General features: G+C 52.8%; 23 protein-coding genes. 5 read left to right on the forward strand and 18 right to left on the reverse strand.

All coding sequences use genetic code 11. The features are described 5' to 3' along the window. On the reverse strand, positions 1-1212 hold a 1212-nt coding region (locus tag L5656_RS03795), incomplete at its 3' end, for a S8 family peptidase (protein ID WP_297199259.1). A gap of 74 nt (positions 1213-1286) precedes the next feature. Continuing rightward, entirely contained in the window at positions 1287-2372 is a 1086-nt protein-coding gene (locus tag L5656_RS03800; RefSeq protein ID WP_297199262.1) for a polysaccharide deacetylase family protein, read from the reverse strand. Between the two features lie 301 nt (positions 2373-2673). On the opposite strand from L5656_RS03800, the gene L5656_RS03805 reads away from it, so the two are divergent. Both L5656_RS03805 and L5656_RS03810 read left to right on the forward strand, forming a co-directional pair. Then, entirely contained in the window at positions 2674-3402 is a 729-nt protein-coding gene (locus L5656_RS03805; protein WP_297199265.1) for a nitrite reductase, read from the forward strand. A 3-nt stretch (positions 3403-3405) separates the two neighbouring features. Beyond that, positions 3406-3855: a hypothetical protein gene (locus L5656_RS03810; RefSeq protein ID WP_297199268.1), complete on the forward strand. Its 450-nt coding sequence runs from the start codon at positions 3406-3408 to the stop codon at positions 3853-3855. A gap of 106 nt (positions 3856-3961) precedes the next feature. On the opposite strand, the gene dnaB is transcribed toward L5656_RS03810, so the two are convergent. The 7 genes from dnaB to rpsF form a co-directional block, all read right to left on the reverse strand. Next, a complete protein-coding gene (gene dnaB, locus L5656_RS03815) occupies positions 3962-5296 on the reverse strand; it encodes a replicative DNA helicase (protein ID WP_297199270.1) in 1335 nt (444 codons plus the stop codon). A 16-nt stretch (positions 5297-5312) separates the two neighbouring features. Then, positions 5313-7217, reverse strand: a complete 1905-nt coding sequence (lonC, locus tag L5656_RS03820; protein WP_297199272.1) for a Lon family ATP-dependent protease — start codon at positions 7215-7217, stop codon at positions 5313-5315. A gap of 3 nt (positions 7218-7220) precedes the next feature. Then, entirely contained in the window at positions 7221-7673 is a 453-nt protein-coding gene (gene rplI, locus L5656_RS03825; protein ID WP_297199275.1) for a 50S ribosomal protein L9, read from the reverse strand. A gap of 18 nt (positions 7674-7691) precedes the next feature. Then, on the reverse strand, positions 7692-8669 hold the full coding sequence (locus tag L5656_RS03830) for a YybS family protein (protein ID WP_297199278.1): 978 nt from the start codon (positions 8667-8669) through the stop codon (positions 7692-7694). Between the two features lie 203 nt (positions 8670-8872). Beyond that, positions 8873-9100 (reverse strand): 30S ribosomal protein S18, encoded by a 228-nt coding sequence (gene rpsR / locus L5656_RS03835; RefSeq protein ID WP_297199383.1) that lies wholly within the window; start codon positions 9098-9100, stop codon positions 8873-8875. 27 nt (positions 9101-9127) lie between these two features. Continuing rightward, positions 9128-9550: a single-stranded DNA-binding protein gene (locus L5656_RS03840; protein ID WP_297199280.1), complete on the reverse strand. Its 423-nt coding sequence runs from the start codon at positions 9548-9550 to the stop codon at positions 9128-9130. Positions 9551-9606: 56 nt separating this feature from the next. Further along, positions 9607-9903, reverse strand: a complete 297-nt coding sequence (gene rpsF / locus L5656_RS03845) for a 30S ribosomal protein S6 (protein ID WP_297199283.1) — start codon at positions 9901-9903, stop codon at positions 9607-9609. A gap of 306 nt (positions 9904-10209) precedes the next feature. Between rpsF and L5656_RS03850 the strand changes: the two genes are divergently transcribed. Genes L5656_RS03850 through L5656_RS03860 form a run of 3 tightly spaced genes read left to right on the forward strand, consistent with a single transcriptional unit; the run spans position 10210 to position 10851 of the window. After that, entirely contained in the window at positions 10210-10437 is a 228-nt protein-coding gene (locus L5656_RS03850; protein ID WP_297199285.1) for a DUF1659 domain-containing protein, read from the forward strand. Between the two features lie 25 nt (positions 10438-10462). Beyond that, on the forward strand, positions 10463-10678 hold the full coding sequence (locus L5656_RS03855; RefSeq protein WP_297199287.1) for a DUF2922 domain-containing protein: 216 nt from the start codon (positions 10463-10465) through the stop codon (positions 10676-10678). Positions 10679-10695: 17 nt separating this feature from the next. Continuing rightward, complete coding sequence (locus L5656_RS03860; protein WP_297199290.1) at positions 10696-10851, forward strand: YvrJ family protein; 156 nt, start codon at positions 10696-10698, stop codon at positions 10849-10851. 43 nt (positions 10852-10894) lie between these two features. Here L5656_RS03860 and L5656_RS03865 read toward each other — a convergent pair whose 3' ends face one another. The 9 genes from L5656_RS03865 to L5656_RS03905 all read right to left on the reverse strand — a co-directional run bounded on the left by L5656_RS03865 (position 10895) and on the right by L5656_RS03905 (position 17678). Beyond that, entirely contained in the window at positions 10895-11083 is a 189-nt protein-coding gene (locus L5656_RS03865) for a DUF951 domain-containing protein (protein ID WP_297199386.1), read from the reverse strand. 26 nt (positions 11084-11109) lie between these two features. Beyond that, on the reverse strand, positions 11110-11976 hold the full coding sequence (locus L5656_RS03870) for a HEAT repeat domain-containing protein (RefSeq protein WP_297199293.1): 867 nt from the start codon (positions 11974-11976) through the stop codon (positions 11110-11112). 14 nt (positions 11977-11990) lie between these two features. Then, positions 11991-12572 carry a sulfurtransferase-like selenium metabolism protein YedF gene (yedF, locus tag L5656_RS03875; protein WP_297199296.1) on the reverse strand — a complete coding sequence of 194 codons (582 nt, stop codon included), beginning with the start codon at positions 12570-12572 and terminating at the stop codon, positions 11991-11993. Between the two features lie 78 nt (positions 12573-12650). Continuing rightward, positions 12651-14066 (reverse strand): aminopeptidase, encoded by a 1416-nt coding sequence (locus tag L5656_RS03880; RefSeq protein WP_297199299.1) that lies wholly within the window; start codon positions 14064-14066, stop codon positions 12651-12653. 35 nt (positions 14067-14101) lie between these two features. Further along, positions 14102-14821 (reverse strand): CvpA family protein, encoded by a 720-nt coding sequence (locus L5656_RS03885; protein WP_297199302.1) that lies wholly within the window; start codon positions 14819-14821, stop codon positions 14102-14104. A 311-nt stretch (positions 14822-15132) separates the two neighbouring features. After that, positions 15133-15588, reverse strand: a complete 456-nt coding sequence (locus L5656_RS03890; protein ID WP_297199306.1) for a DUF441 domain-containing protein — start codon at positions 15586-15588, stop codon at positions 15133-15135. Between the two features lie 88 nt (positions 15589-15676). Beyond that, complete coding sequence (locus L5656_RS03895; RefSeq protein WP_297199309.1) at positions 15677-16408, reverse strand: 2-phosphosulfolactate phosphatase; 732 nt, start codon at positions 16406-16408, stop codon at positions 15677-15679. A gap of 88 nt (positions 16409-16496) precedes the next feature. After that, positions 16497-17315, reverse strand: coding sequence for a phosphosulfolactate synthase (locus L5656_RS03900; RefSeq protein ID WP_297199390.1), 819 nt, complete (start codon positions 17313-17315; stop codon positions 16497-16499). Positions 17316-17402: 87 nt separating this feature from the next. After that, positions 17403-17678 carry a YqhV family protein gene (locus L5656_RS03905; protein WP_297199311.1) on the reverse strand — a complete coding sequence of 92 codons (276 nt, stop codon included), beginning with the start codon at positions 17676-17678 and terminating at the stop codon, positions 17403-17405. Between the last annotated feature and the right edge of the window lie 32 nt (positions 17679-17710).

The following is a 17710-nucleotide window of genomic DNA, read 5'->3' on the forward strand; positions in this document are numbered from 1 at the left end:
GCGGTAGGCATTGACCCTTCCTACTACAGTATCAAACCCGAAAGCAGGATCCACAGCCCTTTCTACTCGCCACCTCACTTCTTCATTTTGCAAGTAGGGATAGCGGGACCATACCAGAGCTGCCGTAGCGGCCACCTGGGGGCTGGCCACGGAAGTTCCTGATAAGTAATCATAGCCCAGGGCAATCCCGTAGCTATGTATGTAGCTATTGTGGTTGGGTGTGGTGGAGAAAATGTCTACTCCCGGAGCAGCTATATCCACCCAAGGGCCGTAGTTGGAAAAGAAAGCCCGGGCATCACCGAAGTCCGAAGCCGCTACTGCAATACACTCGGGGTAGGCTGCGGGGTAAAAGGGCGAAGAAGTACTATCGTTACCCGCCGCAGCCACTATTATAACCCCCTTACTCCAGGCCAGCTTTACGGCCCGCTCCAAGATCTTAGAAGGTCGCGGGCCTCCCAAGCTTATATTTATCACTTTGGCGCCGTTCCGGGCAGCCCAAAGGATGCCGCGGGCCACCCAACTGTAGAACCCCTGCCCCTCGTCACCCAGGACCTTAACGTTATAAAGGGCAGTACGGTAGCCTAGCCCGGCCACCCCTAAAGCATTATCGGTAACCGCTGCGGCAATACCAGCCACATGGGTACCATGGCCGAATCTATCATCAACGGTACGGCTGTTGGTAAAATTAACGTTGGCTACTATCTGACCGGCCAAATCTTCGTGGTCTTGGTCAATACCAGTGTCTAAGATGGCCACAGCGACCCGTCTGTCTCCGGTGCTAAGGTCCCAGGCTTGCGGCGCTTGAATTCTAATCATGGCCCATTGCTTCTCGAAGTAGGGATCGTTAGGTACAAAGACAGCTTGCGCTACATAATCAGGTTCTGCAAACTCAACGTGCGGGTTCCGCGCATAGCAAGCCGCCTTCTCCACCGCCTTGCCCTGCGGTACTTCCACGACCTCCACGCCTAGCTCAGGGATTAACTCAATTACCCGGCCGCCGTTATCTTTATGCACCCTGTCCACCTCTTCGCGGGACACATTAGCAAAAAATTTAACTAAAACCCGCTCACCAGAGGAAGCTTCAACCGGAGGGCCCGGTGGTAGAGAAGGCCGGGAAACCGCCGTCTCCGTAAAGCAGGGCCCCAGCCAGTATAAAAGTAAACCTATAACAGCACTTACTCCTATGAATACCCTGACTAACGTTTTCCGCATTTTCTCTTTTACCCCTTTCCGGCGTAAAATCTTTTTCAGGGTTTACGGCCCCTGGCTCTACTTGTGTTGCCAGCTTATTCGGCTTTCGCTGTTAAGATGCTGGGGACCGAAGTACCTTGGGTAGCGCTTTCGCTGCCAGTTGTGCGTCCTCCACCGTTACGCGGGCGAGAAACCTCTCTGTCTTTACCGGTACTTTCGTGGCCGGTTGCCCCCACCGCCTGCTTAAGGATGAGGTCCAGGTCTGCGGCCGAGACTTTGGGCGTTCCTACATTGATGCGCGGCAAGCTCAAGGGGTTGCTACGCCGCGTAATTACACCGTATTGAGTTGTGAAGATAAGTCTAAAACCCAGCCGGGCTGCTATATCCCGGGCTTTATCACTAGCTCGTCCGTAAGGCCAGGCGAGGGCATATGCCTTGCGACCCAGGCTATTTTCTAAATCCTGTCTAGATTTTGCCAAATCTTCCAAAACCTGTCTCTCGAATTCTTGTTCCGTCTCCCCGGCCAGGGGTCCTTCCAATGATGGCCGCTGAACACCGTCCCTTCCGCGGCCAAAATAATGCTGGTTATAGGTGTGGGAATGGATGGTTATACCTTGTTCGTCCATTTCTTTAGCCTCTCCCCAACCAAAATGGCGCAGGTTGTTTACACTTTTGCCCATGTAGGCTCCGATTACAAAAACTGCTGCCGGCATTTTACGGTACTTTAGCTCAGGAAAGGCAATCTCGTAAACACTACTGTAACCGTCGTCTATCGTTATAAGTACGGCATTCGGTGGGAGGGGTCTACCCTCCCAAAATCCCATCAGCTGCTCTAACCCAATAACGCGATAGCCTTTCTTTAGCAAAAGGTCTAGATGGCTCACTAGGCGCTCACGGGATATAGTAACGGACTCTTCTGGAGAAGCGAAGTGGTGGTATATTAAAGCAATTACTTTATCCCTGTAATAAACAGGGCTCCCGGACCCGTCTTGCTCTTGTCCACCAGTTTCTCTGACTGCTGAGACCTCGGAAGCAACAGGGGAGGAAAGCACAGAAACGTTTTGTTCTTGGCGCTTTGAGCGGTAGGCCCTAATATAGAAGTTTCCAGAGGCCCCATACCACGTGGCCAGAAGAACAAGGGATAAGAGGCAGAGTATTAGGACAGGATATAACTTCTTCATGGCCCTTCTTTTTCTCCTTAACTAGCTCCGCTTTGCCTGTAAAAAAGTGCTGTGTAGAATTTTAGCTATATTTTACCACTGTCTTAAATAAAATCCAAGATACAACAAATAAGCCAGGACAACCTGCGACCTTCCGAAAACGGGAGCACATGAAAGCAGGTCTTAAATTTTATCGAGTTTAAGTCATAAAAAAAATAGTTCTCGTTTTAAATAGCAGGAATCCCGGCTGCCTTGGCGAATAACATTAGAAAGTTAATACCACCGTCGCCTAAGAATGTGATATTGCCAAAGGGGGACGGAAATGGGGGATGCCATCTTCGTACAAAAGTCGGGGCTGTTAGGTGTGGGGATAGTGGCCAGATGCGGTGTACTCACTCCCCACCAGCTTTCCGGGCTGGCGCGGCTCGCCCAGGAACTGGATTGCCAAGCTTGTAAGCTGACTACCCGCCAGACTCTGATCTTCCTCATCCCGGAAGATAAGCTTGACCAATTAAGACAAGGGGTAGAAGCTTTAGGGCTCCGGATAGGGGTGTTCGGCGAGATCGTCCGCAACGTAAAGGCCTGCGCAGGGAGCAGCCAGCTCTGCCAGCGTTCACTGGCGGATGTCTATGAGTTGGCCGGAATAATTCAAGACAGGTTCATGAACCGCCCCGTACCAAATGACTTCAAAATATCCGTGGCCGGCTGCCACCGGGGTTGCACGGAACCCTTCTGCGCCGACTACGGGGTGGTTGCTACTGGAGAGGACTGCTACAACGTATATTTAGGGGGCCGGGGAGCAAGCAAAAAGCCCATACATGCTTCCTTACTTGCAGAAGGTATAAGCTCTGAAGGAGTTATTGCCCTTTTAGATTACATACTGGAACGGTACACCGCCCTAGCCCAACCCAAGGAGAGGCTGTGCCATACCATAAGCCGGGTAGGCTGGGAGGCCTTCCGGGCCCCGGAAGAACTACTGGAAAGGTTCCGCCGGGGAGAAGAAGGAGATTTTCTTAGCTTCTTGGCTCAAGCAACCAAGGAGGGAAAATAAACCATGTCGGCCAGAGAGATAAATGTAACTACCTTGCGCCGGGCTGTAGACAGGTGTTGCAAGACAATTGAAGAGTGCGGCACGTGCGAAAGGGCTACCTGCCTTATAGGCTTCGCCCAAACCGCTTTGGATTATGCCCGGACTAAAAACACCACCCGCGTGCCCCAAGGCCACAAATTCGTCCCGGAAAACGATCTGCGTGTCTATTACAAGGACGATCTCTTGGAGGCCATAAGCGAGGTTCTCCTTCAGTGCCAGAGCTGCCAGGACAACCACGAGGACGATTGTGTCATAAACGTTACGCGCCGGTGCCTGGAGAGGGCTCTTTGGGGAGAGTACATAGGCTTTAACGGCAGTATCACCGCCTACCTCATGGAAGTAGGCAAGCTTCATCCCGAGATGGGGCAAAGGCTTGTTAAGCTTTACCAAGAAAAGAAAAAGTCTTCCGCCTGAAATAACCTTACATAGGGGAAGACAATCTAAGAAGTAAAGCAATAAGTTAGTAAAAGATAAGGAAATAAGTGGCAACTAAAACTTAAAAAAATAAAACCGAAAAAGATTAACCGGCCGGTTCGGGGGCTAAATCTACGAATTTAGTAAACTCGGGCAAAAAGGCCATCTCCACCGTGCCCACAGGCCCGTTCCTATGTTTGGCCACTATTACCTCGGCAATCCCTTTTTTATCCGTATCCGGGTCGTAATACTGGGGGCGGTAAAGGAAGATAATAACGTCAGCATCAGCCTCTATAGCGCCGCTCTCCAGGAGATCGGCCATTACCGGCCTTTTATCTTGCCTCTGTTCTACTCCGCGGTTGAGCTGGGAAAGGACTAGGACAGGTACGTTCAGCTCCCTCGCCAGGGCCTTAAGGGCCCGGGAAATCAAGGCTATTTCCTGCTGGCGGTTATCGACACGGCGGTGGGCCTGCATGAGCTGCAGGTAATCGATAACCACCAGCCCCAGACCACATTCGGCCTGCAACCGCCGCGCTTTGGCCCTTACCTCCATTACAGTTATGGCCGGGGTATCATCTATATAGATGGGTGCTTCGGCCAGGAGGCTGGCCGCGCTAACTAACCTGGCCCAATCATCTTCTTTGAGGTACCCCGTGCGCAGCCGGTGCTGCTCCACCATAGCTTCCGCCGCCAGCATCCGCTGCACCACCTGGTCGCGAGACATCTCCAGGCTAAATATCGCCACGGGGACTTTTTTCTTTATGGCTACGTTCTGCGCTATGTTCAGGCAAAAGGAGGTTTTCCCCATCCCCGGCCGGGCCGCACATATTATGAGGTCTGAGGGCTGCAGCCCGGAAAGGAGACGGTCTAGATCATGGAAGGTGGGCAGGCCCGTAACCTCGCCCTTGTGGCTCGCCACCCGCTCCAGTTGCTGAAAAGTATTTACCAAAACTTCCTTGATGCTTACAAAACCTTCGCGGTAACGACCCCCTGCTACTTGTAAGATTAATCTTTCCGCTTCATCTATTATCTCTATTACATCCCCGTCTTCGTCATAAGCCCGTTCTGCTACGCGCTGGGCGACCTGGATGAGCTGGCGGAGGGCGGCCTTTTGGGCCACAATACGAGCATAATAACCTGCATTGGCCACACTGGGTACCACCGTGGTCAAGGTAGTAAGGTAAGATGCTCCACCGACGGCCTCCAGCTCACCACGCCGCCGCAATTCCTCGGTGACCGTAAGAAGGTCTACGGCTTCTCCCCGCGCCTCCAGATCAAGGCAGGCGCTGTAAATTAACCTGTGAGCCTCACGGTAGAAATCTTCCACCCGCAAGACCTCGGCAACCTGTAGCAGGGCGTCGCGGTCTAAAAGGATGGCGCCCAAAACGGATTGCTCAGCCTCCAAGCTATGGGGCGGCACCCTTTCCAAAAGTTCCTTCAAGGAACTTCACCCCTCTTTACTTCTGGGGTAACAACAGGTGCTCCAGAGCTTCGGCCACCGTATCCACTGGTATAACCTCAATACCAGGCAGCTCTTGCGGCACCTCCGCCAAATTAGCTTGGGGCAAAATAACATAGCGCATCCCCGCCTGGCGGGCCCCGTAAATCTTTTCTACGATGCCGCCTACGGGCTTCACTTTACCTTGGATGGAGACCTCACCGGTAACAGCCACATCCTGCCTGACCGGCCGCTTCTCTACCGCACTTATAAGAGCGGCAACCACGGCCAGGCCTGCGGAAGGCCCGTCTATATTGGCTCCCCCTATTACGTTTACATGCACATCGTAGTCGCTGAGGTCCCGCCCTGTCAGGAGGCGGAAAACGGCCACCGCGTTGAAAACGGAGTCCCTGGCCATGCTCCCTGCCGTCTCGTTAAACCGCAGGTTCCCCTTGCCGGGCTCCCGGGCCGGAAAGGCGATGGCCTCGACCTCTAATACGGACCCCACAAATCCTGCTACGGCCAGGCCGAAGACCCGCCCTACCTCAGGCTCTTCCTGGGCCCGGGCGGTTACCAGGGGTACCAGGCGTGCGGCCCTGACCACCTCTAAAACATGATCTACAGTGATTACCTTTCTCCGCCGACCTCTCTTTTTGTACTGCTGGTATAAGGCCAAACCGTAAGCATCGGCCAGAATGTTTACCGCCTTACGACCCTCTAAGGTATACTCAGCGATAAGGGAAGGAACAGCAGGCTCAAGTTTAACCCCTAACCTTTCTGCCGCCTGCTTCACTATGGTTTCTATCTGGGAGGGGGTCAGGGGTTCAAAAAAGACCTCGGCGCACCGTGAGCGCAGAGCAGGATTGAGCTCCTCGGGATCGCAGGTGGTAGCCCCTATCAGGATAAAATCGGCCGGAGCCCCTTCCTCAAAAAGCTTCCTTATATACTGGGGCACGTTCTCATCTGCCGGGTCGTAATAAGACGAATCGAACTTTACCCGCTTATCTTCTAACACTTTAAGAAGCTTATTCAAAAGTATGGGGTCCATTTCCCCTATCTCGTCAATAAACAACACCCCTCCGTGAGCCTCGGTGACCAAACCCAGCTTCGGCTCCGGCACCCCGCTTTCGGCCAGATCCCGGCGGGCTCCCTGATAGATGGGATCGTGGACCGAACCCAGCAAGGGGTTGGTAACCTCCCGCGGGTCCCAGCGCAAGGTAGCCCCGTTCACTTCTACAAAAGGCGCATCCGGCCTAAAGGGAGAGCTGCTAACCTTTTTGGCTTCCTCTAGGGCCAGCCGCGCTGCCGTAGTCTTTCCGACTCCCGGCGGGCCGTAAATAAGTATATGCTGGGGATAGGGCGAGACCAGCTTGGCCAAGAGGGCCTGAATGGCCTTTTCCTGGCCTACGATCTGGTCCAGGCTCTGGGGTCTTAAAACCTCCATGGCCGAGCGCGCCAGCTTCACCTGCTCCAATTTTTCCAGCGTGGCAAGCTTCTTTAAGGTGTAAGGATTCTCCGGCCCTCCGTTTTCTTTAAGGATCTGGCGCCTTATCTCCTGCAGGTACTCCTCATGCCGCTCCTGCATTTTTTCGGCCACCCGGCGCTCTAAATTATCCTCTACCGAGCGCCGGGCGATGAAATCGGCCAGCTCTTCCTGAATATCTTGTAGGATGCCGGGTATAGCCTCTAAGGGCGGCACCGTATCTATAGTAGGGTCCTCGTATACGAGCTTTTGCAGCGCCAAAACCCGCTCCGGAAGTTTCTCGGATTGAAGCAGGTCCAGAGCTTCTAACTTGCTCGCCTTTAAAACTACCTTGTCCGTGCCGAATATATCGCAAAGGATCCCGTACAGGGCGCTAACCTGCCGGGAAAGGAAATCGTGTTCTCCGTGGAAAAGCGCTCTGGCCTTTGCCTTCTTAGCCATCTCTTAACCCCTTTCCGTAACCACCTCAACCGTAATCCTGGCCTGCACTTCAGGGTGAAGGCGCAAGATAACGGGATAGGAGCCCAGTACTTTAAGGGGCTCCTCTAGTTCAATTTTACGCCGGTCTATGGAAATGTGGAAGGTGTTTTCTATTGCCTGGGCTATTTCTTTATTGGTAATGGAACCAAAAAGTTTGCCCCCTTCTCCTGCCCGGGCGACCAGGGTTATGGTAGAGCCCTCCAGAGTGCGGGCCAGTTTCCTGGCCTCCTCTAGCTCCTTTTGTTTTTTCCTGGCTTCCCTGGCCTTCTCCCGGTTCAGTTCTTCCAGCCGCTCCTCGGTAGCCAGTACGGCAAGCTTCCTAGGTAGAAGGTAATTACGGGCATAACCGTCCGCCACCTCTACCACACTACCCCGCTTGCCCAGTTTGGGAACATCTTCTAAAAGAATAACCTTCATAAAAATAACGACCTCCCTTTAAGAACCTTTTTCCGGCTCCCGCCGCCATCCTGCCAGGGTATCCACCAAACCCAGGGTTGCCAACACCAACAGGCCCAAAGGCAGGTTAAACAGGAGGAAAAGGAATACCATGAGCTTTAAAGCTCCCGGCCAAGGGAAGCGGTGGGCCCAAAAGGCTACTAAGGCCAGCCCGTTTCCTGCCAGCAAGGGGAAATAAAAGTATAATATGTTTAAACCTACAATTCTTAAGAAATCCAGGTGCCAGTAATCTCCGGCCAGCCACAAAGCCAGGCCGCCGATGAAGCCCCAGATGGCATACCAGGGGAGCTGCCAATACCGGAAGGGAGGAAGCACCCTGTTTCTTAAGTTTAACCGGCGCAGTACAGCCTCTGAAACCAGGTAATTTATCAAGGCCATAAAAAGGGAAACCAGGACCAGCATCCCGGGCAAAAGGAGCTTAATATAGTTCACGGTGACCTCCAGGGAACGCCGCAGGTCCTCCAGTGTATTGCCTTGTTGTAAAAATCTGTCTAATAGTCCCGACCGCTTATAAAAATCCAACACACGATCCGGAAGATGCTTAAGGTCCTCTAGCAAGTCTAGGGAGGACCATCCCAAGATATGGATGGAAAGGAACAGGGAAAAAAGCAGGGAAAAAAGTACCATTACGCTGCCCGCCGCGACCATAATTCCCGGAGGGACTTCCCTTTTAAATAGGTAACCGTACAGAAGTCCCAGACCGGCAAACTGGATAAACAGAAAAAGCGCGTTAAAAATCCCGCTAAAAATACCCACCAAGATACCCGCTACCAGAGTAGCCAATACTCCGGTACGCAAGTCCTGGCGAACCACCAGCACCACAATAGGGACTATCCACAAAATATTGGTTATCACCTGCAAGGGAGGTAGCACTATACCCAGCAAGGCCAAGACCGCAGCTAAGGCAGCCACCAAAGCCCCCTCGGCTAACGGTGCGAGAGCACTGCGCTCACTCAACTATCAGACAGCCCCCTTCCCCGGGTTTGTAATAACGGTTTCCCCAGGTTGGTAATAACGGTCGTAAAGACGTATAGCGGTTCTAAATACGAGGTATAGAGTTCCTAAAAGGTAAGGATATAAAGGAAAGAGGGAGCAGCTAGGCAAGCCCCCTCCATCCATGACATGACTTACCGCTTTAAGCATACCTCAAACTTGCGGTCTTACTCCACCGTAAAGGGTAACAAGGCCATTATCCTGGCCCTTTTTATCGCCCGGGTAAGCTGCCGCTGGTGCCGGGCACAGTTTCCGGTAATCCGGCGAGGTATGATCTTGCCCCGCTCAGTAAGGAATTTACGTAATCTATTCACATCTTTATAATCCACCTGATCGATTTTATCCATGCAAAAGCTGCAGATGCGCTTGCGCCCACGCTTGCGATCACGCGCCAATTCTCTCACTCTCCTTAAAGCTTGCTTTTAAAAGGGAAGATCGTCTTCTCCCAGCTCTACCTCGGTACCCAGATCGCTTAAGTCGGGAAAATCTCCTATATCCTCAGCGCTTGAGCTTGCTGCTCTATCCTTGGGCCAATCCAAAAAACGTACGTCATCGGCCACCACTTCGGTAACCTGCCGCCTCTGCCCGTCGGACGTCTCATAGGTCCGCACCTGAAGACGCCCCTCCACAGCCACCAAGCGCCCCTTCCCCAGATGGCTGGCACAGGTTTCGGCCAGCTTACGCCATAAGCTTATACGGATAAAATCGGTTTCCCGCTCACCCTGCTGGTTTAAGTAAGGGCGGTCTACGGCCAAAGTAAAGTTAGCCACGGCCACCCCATTGGGTGTATAGCGCAATTCCGGGTCCCGTACCAAGCGACCTATAAGGATAACCCGGTTTAACATGGCCCTCCCCCCAATTGGCCAACTTAAAAGGAAGCTCCCCATCCTAAAAAGGGGCGTCAGCTGGCCTTCTCCTCTAGGCGGGCAATAAGGTAGCGGATAACTTCGTCCGTTATCTTAAAAACCCGCTCTAATTCTTGGGCTACGGCCGGCGTTCCTTTAAACTGCATAAGAACATAATATCCTTCACGGTATTTCCGTATCTCGTATGCCAGCTTCTTTTTACCCCATTTATCGACCTGGATGATCTCGCCACCGTTCTTTTGTATTAATTCGGTGAATTTGTTAACAACCGCCTCAATCTGCTCCTCATCCAAGTCGGGTCTTATAATATAAAGGGTTTCATAGCTCCGCACTCTTTACACCTCCTCCCTACGGGCTAAACGGCCCCACCCTTAAGAGTGGAGCAGGGAAGCATTTTCCGCTGTATTATAGCATACCGTACCGGCCTAAGCAAGCTTAAATTAGCCTTGCGCCAACTCTATACTCCTTGTCTGAGGCGTTATCCTTAGGTCTCTTGCCCATATGTTTAAGGTAGCCTTAGGAGATAGTTTCTTAAACGCCGGTTAGACGGTCCTCCCCTTCGGCCTTCCCCAAGGTACCTGTTTTGTCTAAAAGGAAAAAGACCAGTAAACTGGGAAGGCAGAAGGAGGTGAACGGCTATGGCAGTACTAGTCACCCCGCGAGAATCCTCCCTGCGCTTGACCTTACAGGTCGGGACGGGTGAGGGCGGGGAGCCCATCTACCGGGTGCGCACCTACAACCGGGTAAAACCTCAGGCTTTAGATCAGGATGTATTCGACGTAGCCCAGGCGTTGGCCGGACTTCAGGTCCATCCGGTAGCAGCCATAACTAGAGTAATAGAAAACGACCTGAGTGCCGGTGCTTAAAAATGTCTGAAAGGGGGCAGGGTGAATGGTATCCAGGCGGCTAGAGCTAATCTTCCAAAACGCTTCCGGCCGGCGGTTTACCTTAGTTTTGCAAGACCCCCGGACTGATCTTACTTCCGGCGAGGTGCAAGCTGTCATGGAGCTAATCCTCGGCCGTAACATCTTCACCTCTAGCGGCGGAGACTTAGTCGGTATAGCGGGGGCCCGGCTGGTTAGCCAGGAGGTAAAGGAGTTTATCTAACAGGGAGGAAACGGTTGATGGAAGAGCTTTGGACCTATATGGGCAATTACGGGTTCCCTATGGTAATGGCCTTTTATCTCTTGATCCGCTTTGAAAAAAAGCTGGATATCTTGACCGCGGCCATAGACGAGTTGGTCCATATCTTAGAACAGGCTAAGGTTGTAACATCCTAAGCCCAAAATTTATCTTAGCCCAGGGCAGTCGGGAGGCGGTTTCTTAAGCTCCCGGCTGCCCTATCACTTTTTTAAGGCTCCTTTCTAACTTGGAGCGCGGTATAAGGATCAGGCGCCCGCAGCCCAGGCACTTGAGCCGGAAATCCATACCCGTACGCAGGACCTCCCAGCGGTTGCTTCCGCACGGGTGCATCTTACGAAGCTCTACAATGTCACCCAGCCGGAGCTCCATAGCCTGCACACCGTCCTTCTAAAGGATTATCGCACAGCTTCTAATGTTTTGAGCGCTGCTTCAGCGGAAATACGCACCTGCCACGAAGGATCTTCCAGGGCCCTTTTTAGGTAGGGCGAAGCCTTAAGATGCCCTAGCCGGCCCAAAGCATAGGCTGCAGCCGACCTTACTCGGGGGTCTTCGTCCTCCAGGGCTTCTAAAAGTTTGTCTCCTGCTTCTTTAAAACCTGCTTCACCCAAAGCACGCGCCGCCGCCGTCCGGACAGCAGCTTCAGGCGCTTTTAGCGCCCCGATAAGGTGGGGCAAGACCTGCGGCCCACCGATGCAAGCCAAGACCTCCACGATACGGATAATAGCCTCTTCGCTGCTCCTCTCCAGGAGGGGAAGAAGATACGGTAGGCCGGCTTCTCCAAAAGCGGTCAGCACCTGCGCTATACGAGCCGGGGGAATCCTGCCTCGCGGTTCAGTTAAAGCTAGGGCCAGGGGTTCAAGGCAGCGCGGGTCACGTAGAAAACTTAAACCCGCAGCAGCAGCTATCTGAACGCTCTCATCCCGGTCGGCCAAGGCACAAAGAAGGGGGCCTACGGCCCGGCCCTGGCCCGTAATACCGAGGACTTCCGCGGCCAGCGCCCTTACCCTGCTAGGTCCCTTCTTTAATAGAGCCAGCCACTCTTCCACCAGCTCTTCTTCCTTGATCCATGCTTTAAGATCTTCCTGTATCCCGGGGCAGAGTTTGGGCCAGCAGGTCAAGATAATTTCCGCTACTTGCTCCGGCCTGAGATGCCGCAGGAGGCGCTTTAGCCTTGGCGTAAGCCGCGCGGCGCAGGAAAGTTCTCCTTTTAACCTCTCCGGGTCGACGTTCTTCTTAAACCACCCGCCGAACAACGGCCCCACCACTGTTCCTTTTTCTAAAGGGTTATAACCTTTTCGGCAGATAACAGGTGCTCAAGGATGGTATACATGTTAGTTATACTGCCTACGCAAAGCTTCTCTTTAAGCTGGTAGTAGTCAAGGCAAGTACCGCACGAAAGTATCTCTACTCCCCGCTGCTCCAGGTTAAGAAGGGTAGCCAGGGCCGGTGAACCTTCGCAGCAAAGTTTGACGCCGCTGTTGATGAACAAGAGGCAGCGAGGCATAACCTCGCCGTCGGCCAGAGTCTGAAGGAAGTTGCGCATCAATAATTCGCCGAGCTCCTGCGCTCCCCTCCCTAAGGTGTCGGAGGTTATCAATATAACCTGCCCCGGGTGAACGCTTAACTGGGTAGAGGGCAGGCCCTCCTTGCGGATATGGATGTAATAGTCGGTGCCCCTCTGTTCCACCTCCACAGCGCACTCTAAACTACGGGCCAGCTTGACCACGTTATCCCGGGCTACCTCGTTATCAACTATGGTAACTACTTTCCCGCCATCTTTTAAGGCCTCCAAGGCCTTCTTCGTGTTGATCACAGGCTGCGGGCAAGCAAGTCCCCGTGCATCAACAGTAGTCTCCAAAGCCCATCCCGCCCTTCTCCAGAAGTAAAACTACCGCCTTTTATACTTCGACACGTAAGGATTTTTACCTTCCGCCTTTTAGCTCCGCAGGAAGGCTCCGTAAGCCTTGTAGGACATGAAAATATCCACTTTGCTGGCTATCTCCAAAGGAGCGTGCATGGAAAGAAGGGGCGGGCCGCAGTCGGCCACTTCCGGGCCGAAATAGGCGAGATACTTGGCAATAGTGCCACCGCCGCCCAAATCCACTTTGCCCAATTCGCCGGTCTGCCAAATAACCCCTGCGTTATTAAATATAGCCCGCAGTTCAGCCATAAACTCTGCACTGGCATCGTTGGCATCGTATTTTCCCCGGTGGCCGGTATATTTGTTGAGCACCACTCCCCGGCCCAGCAAGGAAACATTGGTTTTATCAAAAACCCCTTCATAAGTAGGATCTAAACCGGCCGTAACATCTGCAGAAAGGGCTTTGGAGGAAGCCAAGATACGCCCCACGGTCAAAATATCCGCCAGCCCGGCCCGGGCCGCCAGCTCGACAACCACCTGCTCTAGAAGGCGTGACTGGGCCCCGGTATTACCGGTGCTGCCTATCTCCTCTTTATCTACCCACAGCACAACAGCCGTATGTTGGGGACGCTCCATCTCCAGAAGAGCTTTAAGGGCCGTATAAGCGCACACGCGGTCGTCCTGCCCGTATCCGCCCACCATGCTGCGGTCGAGCCCCAGGTCCCGCGCCGGACCAGCAGGTACCAGCTCAAGCTCGGCTACGATGAAATCTTCTTCTACCAGGCCGAAGCGTTCGTTGAGGAGCTTAAGTATATTTAGCCGTACCTTATCCTTTGTATCCTCTCCTGGGTAAGGGATATTGCCCACCACCAGGTTTAGATCTTCTCCCGTTACGGCCTCCTCCATATTTTTCTTCATCTGTTCCTTGGCCAGATGGGGAAGGAGGTCGCTTATGGCGAAAACAGGATCCGCCGGATCTTCTCCTATCACGATTTCCCTCCGGGTACCATCCCTCAAGATGGCCACTCCGTGAAGGGCCAAAGGCAAGGCCATCCACTGATATTTTTTAATCCCGCCGTAATAATGGGTCTTAAAAAGGGCTAACCCTCCGCTTTCGTACAGGGGAGTGGGCTTAAGATCTAGGCGCGGGGCATCGATATGCGCTCCCACCAGGCGCAAACCCCGGTCTAAAGGAAGCTCCCCTACCACACCCAAAACCAGTACCTTCTGCCTCCATTCCCAGAAAAACTTGGTCCCCGGCACAAGGCCCTGGCTGGAAGATAGACTGTTTAAGGAGACAAAGCCCTTCTCCCGAACAAGGTCCAGGGCCAGGCGCACGGCCTCCCTTTCGGTTTTAGCCTGACTTAGAAAGCTTTTATATCCTTCGCAAAAGTCAAATACGGCCTCCTTGTCCCCCGGTGCCAGCCTCTCCCAGGCGCTTTTTTCGGAAAGCCCGAGTTCCTCCTTTAACCTCTTGCCATCCCCTTTCATCTCTTCTCTTTCCTCCTGTTGCAAAATTTTTGTACTTAGAAAAGGCTTTGGATATCGACCAGTCCTTTTAACCAAGCAAAAAGGTCGAGAAGGGGAGGGGTAAGGCGGGAAGCTGCAAGCTCCCGTGCTAGGGGCAAAAAGAAGGGCAGCTCTAAAAACCAACCCTTTTCAATCCCCAGCTCCAGGATCCCCAGACCCAGCGCAAGATATATAGCCTGGCTCATCAAGCCCAGGACCAACCCCAGCACGCGGGAAATACTCCAGGGCGTAGCGGCCCAACTGCGGACAAACTTAAAGGCTAAACGTTTTAAAACCCAGAGGGAAATATAAAAAAGCGCTAGGAAAGCCAATATTTTAAGCAGCCCCAGGGCCAGCTCGGACGCTATGGTTTCTCCTAGGGTAGCCGAACTTCCACCGCTTTTCTCTATAACTTCCCATAACCGGGCCCTCAAGGAAAAGGGTAACGACCAATTGGAGAGCCAGCCATCCACTTGCTTCATAACCGGCGCGCTCAGTTCCTGGTCGAGGACAAACCGAGGAAGGGGGAGGTACGGAAGCAAAATATTAGCTACTTTATGGCAGATTCCGAAGCTCTCGTCAAGCCAGCGGACGAAGGGATCCGTCAGGTTTAAGGATAAAAGAGCAGCGACTAAATATCCTGTAAGCCCGGCTACCAGGCCGGCAAAACCTAGGCGGTAACCCCGGAAACCTGCCCATACGAGCGCTAGAAGGAGAAAGAGATCCACATAATTCACTAGCTAGAATATGCCTCCCAGGAAAAAATCGTAAACGCCCTTCCAAGTTATCCAAAAGTAATTATAACAATAAAATCCCCGTTCAGGGGATTCCCCTGGTCTTTCCCCGTGCTCAGGGATCTCGGGTGGAGCGGTCTGCGGGTGGGGGAAGGTATCGGGCCGCGGTATCTCCCTCGGCCACTCTGGAAAATCGATGCGGTTATACAGTGAGGACCACCTCCTTACGTTGACCTAATTTAACTTCTCAGACTAAAATATCCCCTCCTTTGAAAAAAGCTATACTCACCCACCTTACATTCTGGGTTGAAACGTTAGCGCAGATATTCCACCAGGTAGACCAGCAGGGCGGCTATACCCCCTGCCATAAGGGGCCCTACAGGTATTCCCCCGAAGAAAGCTACGCCGATTATGGAGCCAAGAATCATGCCGATCATCATATGGGGATAGCGCCGGAGAAGTTCCAAACCCTGGCAGTTGAGCAAGGTGGCCAGAAGCCCGCTCAAAATTGCTATAAGGCCGGTAGTATTTGTAAAGGAGCGCAAAATTTCCGCCGGCCCGACGTGCCCGTGGGTAAAAGGGATGAGAACCGAAATAACTAAAAAGATGAGTCCTATCTCCAGGGCCCGCCGCTCCAGCAAAGGGAAAAAACGCTCTAAATTAACGAATTCAAGGACTAATAAAATGGCTGCCGCAGCGGCAATGATGTTGGAGCGGCCCAGAATACCCAAAAGCATGATTAAGATTAAAATTAGGGTAGAGGCATTCATGACCAGGAAATCCCCTTTAGGCTCCCTTAAGGAATTATATGCCCCCTTACCCTGGTTATAGTCTCGGGTAATCGGACCTTATTTCCCTCTATTCCCCTCCTGAATATCTTTTTATCAGGCCCCCGTTATAAACAGGTACCACCTTTAAAATCCCCACCCTGGAGCTGTACTCTAGATCGGGCCCGAAGCCCAGTTCTACAAGCTGAGCCCCGTGCAGGCTTTGCTGCAATACTTTAAGGATGTCGGTTCCTGCGCTGCGGTAAAACTCCCTGGCCACCAAGGCACCATCCCTTAATATGTACTGGCCCTTCTTTTCTAATTCGCTTACAAGGAGACCGGCCGTTAAAAAATCCTCCAGAGAAAAGCGGTCCCGGGTCCCAGCACATAAAATCGTAACATCCCCGCCACCCATCCCGGCCACCACTTCTGCCACCGCCGGAGCATTTATTAAAGCTGCCAAAAGCACCACACGCGCCGAGGAGGCCTTCCGGATAGCCCGGGTACCGTTGGTGGTGGTCATAATAATCCGCTTTCCCTGAACCATCTCCGGAGTATACTCCAGGGGCGAATTCCCCAGATCGAATCCCGGGATCTTCACCGCTCCTCTCTCTCCACCTAAAAGGACCCGATCATCCCCCAGCCTTTCCCTCATCTCAATGGCTTCTTCCGGGGTGATAACCGGTATAATCTCCAGGCAACCTGCCTCCAGCGCGGCGGCTATAGTGGTGGTAGCCCTTAAAGTATCCACCACGAGGGCGATTTTTCCGTTTAAACCTTCATCGGTGGCGCTGCCAATGGTAGGAAATACATCTATTTCCAAACCTCTATCCCCCCAAATCGCCTAACGTTACCTTTAATAGTGTAGGGCCTGAGCGAAGATATTCTTCGCCCCGGCCCTGATTCCTCCTTTAAGAAACAACGGATTTTAAGGTGGCCCTCAAAGTATCCCCCCGCAGGCCCACCCGCAAGGCTTCTAAGGCCAGCACATCCTGGGGCTGCACGTTGCCTAAATTCACGTTGGGGCCGAAACGCAAAATGAGTTCCTGTTGCTGGTGCTTTTGGGGCGCCTCCCATATTATGTCTTCGAGCCTTGGTATCCGGCCGGCTAAAAATTCTAAGTCTTCCTCTTTAATGAGCCCCCGGCTATCGTAAATAACCACACCCTGACCTGACTCCCGGCCCTCTACTATAACTTTATAGGCTCCGTCCTCGAGATCCCGCTTGATCTGATTTAGAATAGCCGTATTCTCCAAGGCATCCCGAGGGTCCTTTTTCCCTACCTCGCTTAAAACTCCCAATCCCAGCTCCCGTGCCCGGCGTATGGCGTAAGTCCTCATTTCCTGGGTTAAGGGGACGGTCCCATCGGAAACTTCAATAAAAGTATAGCCCAATTCTTTTGCCGTCTGCAAGTAAAGCTCCAGTTTGCCCTGCCAGCAGGCCACCTCCAGGAAAGTGCCTCCCGGAAAGATATCTATGCCGAAGGAGCGCACCAGGCGTATCTTTTCCCGCAGCAGATCCGCGGGGTAAAATAGCGAGGTGCCAAAACCAAGTTTTAGGAAGTCTATATATGGTGCGGCCACCCTTAAAAGATCGTGCAGCTGGGCCAAACCGAGCCCCTTATCGATAACCATGGTGAGGCCCTGTTTCCTGGGCTTCTTTTGCTGCCGCCCCGCCAAAGGAAACTCTAAAATACCGTGCCAACCACAAGAGTTGAGGTCTTTCTCCATCACTTTTACTTTCGCCTCCTTGAGGGGGAGTTTTTAAAACCTAATTCCCTGTTTACTTTATTCCATAAACTCCCCTAAGGAGACAGTTTACCGGTGTAGCCCGTAAAAAATAAGGGCCACCCCTGCAAGAATCATAAGAAATTTTTCGGCCGTTACCTTCCCCGCCAAACCCCACAGGCCGACCGCGGTAACCATCATCATTACGGTGGGACCTACCAGGGCCAAAGCAGCATTTATTTTTAAAGCCGTATCCACCCGGTTAAACTTAAGCATAAGACAGGCTGCCGTCATTTCCACCAGGCTGGACAAAAAGCGCAGGGTGGCCATGCTCAACACGTACTTGTCAAGAAAAAAGAAAAACATGGTAGTCCCTCCCGTAAATCTTGTATGCCGGG

This window comes from Thermanaeromonas sp., assembly GCF_021890735.1.
GTDB lineage: Bacteria > Bacillota > DSM-521 > Neomoorellales > Neomoorellaceae > Thermanaeromonas.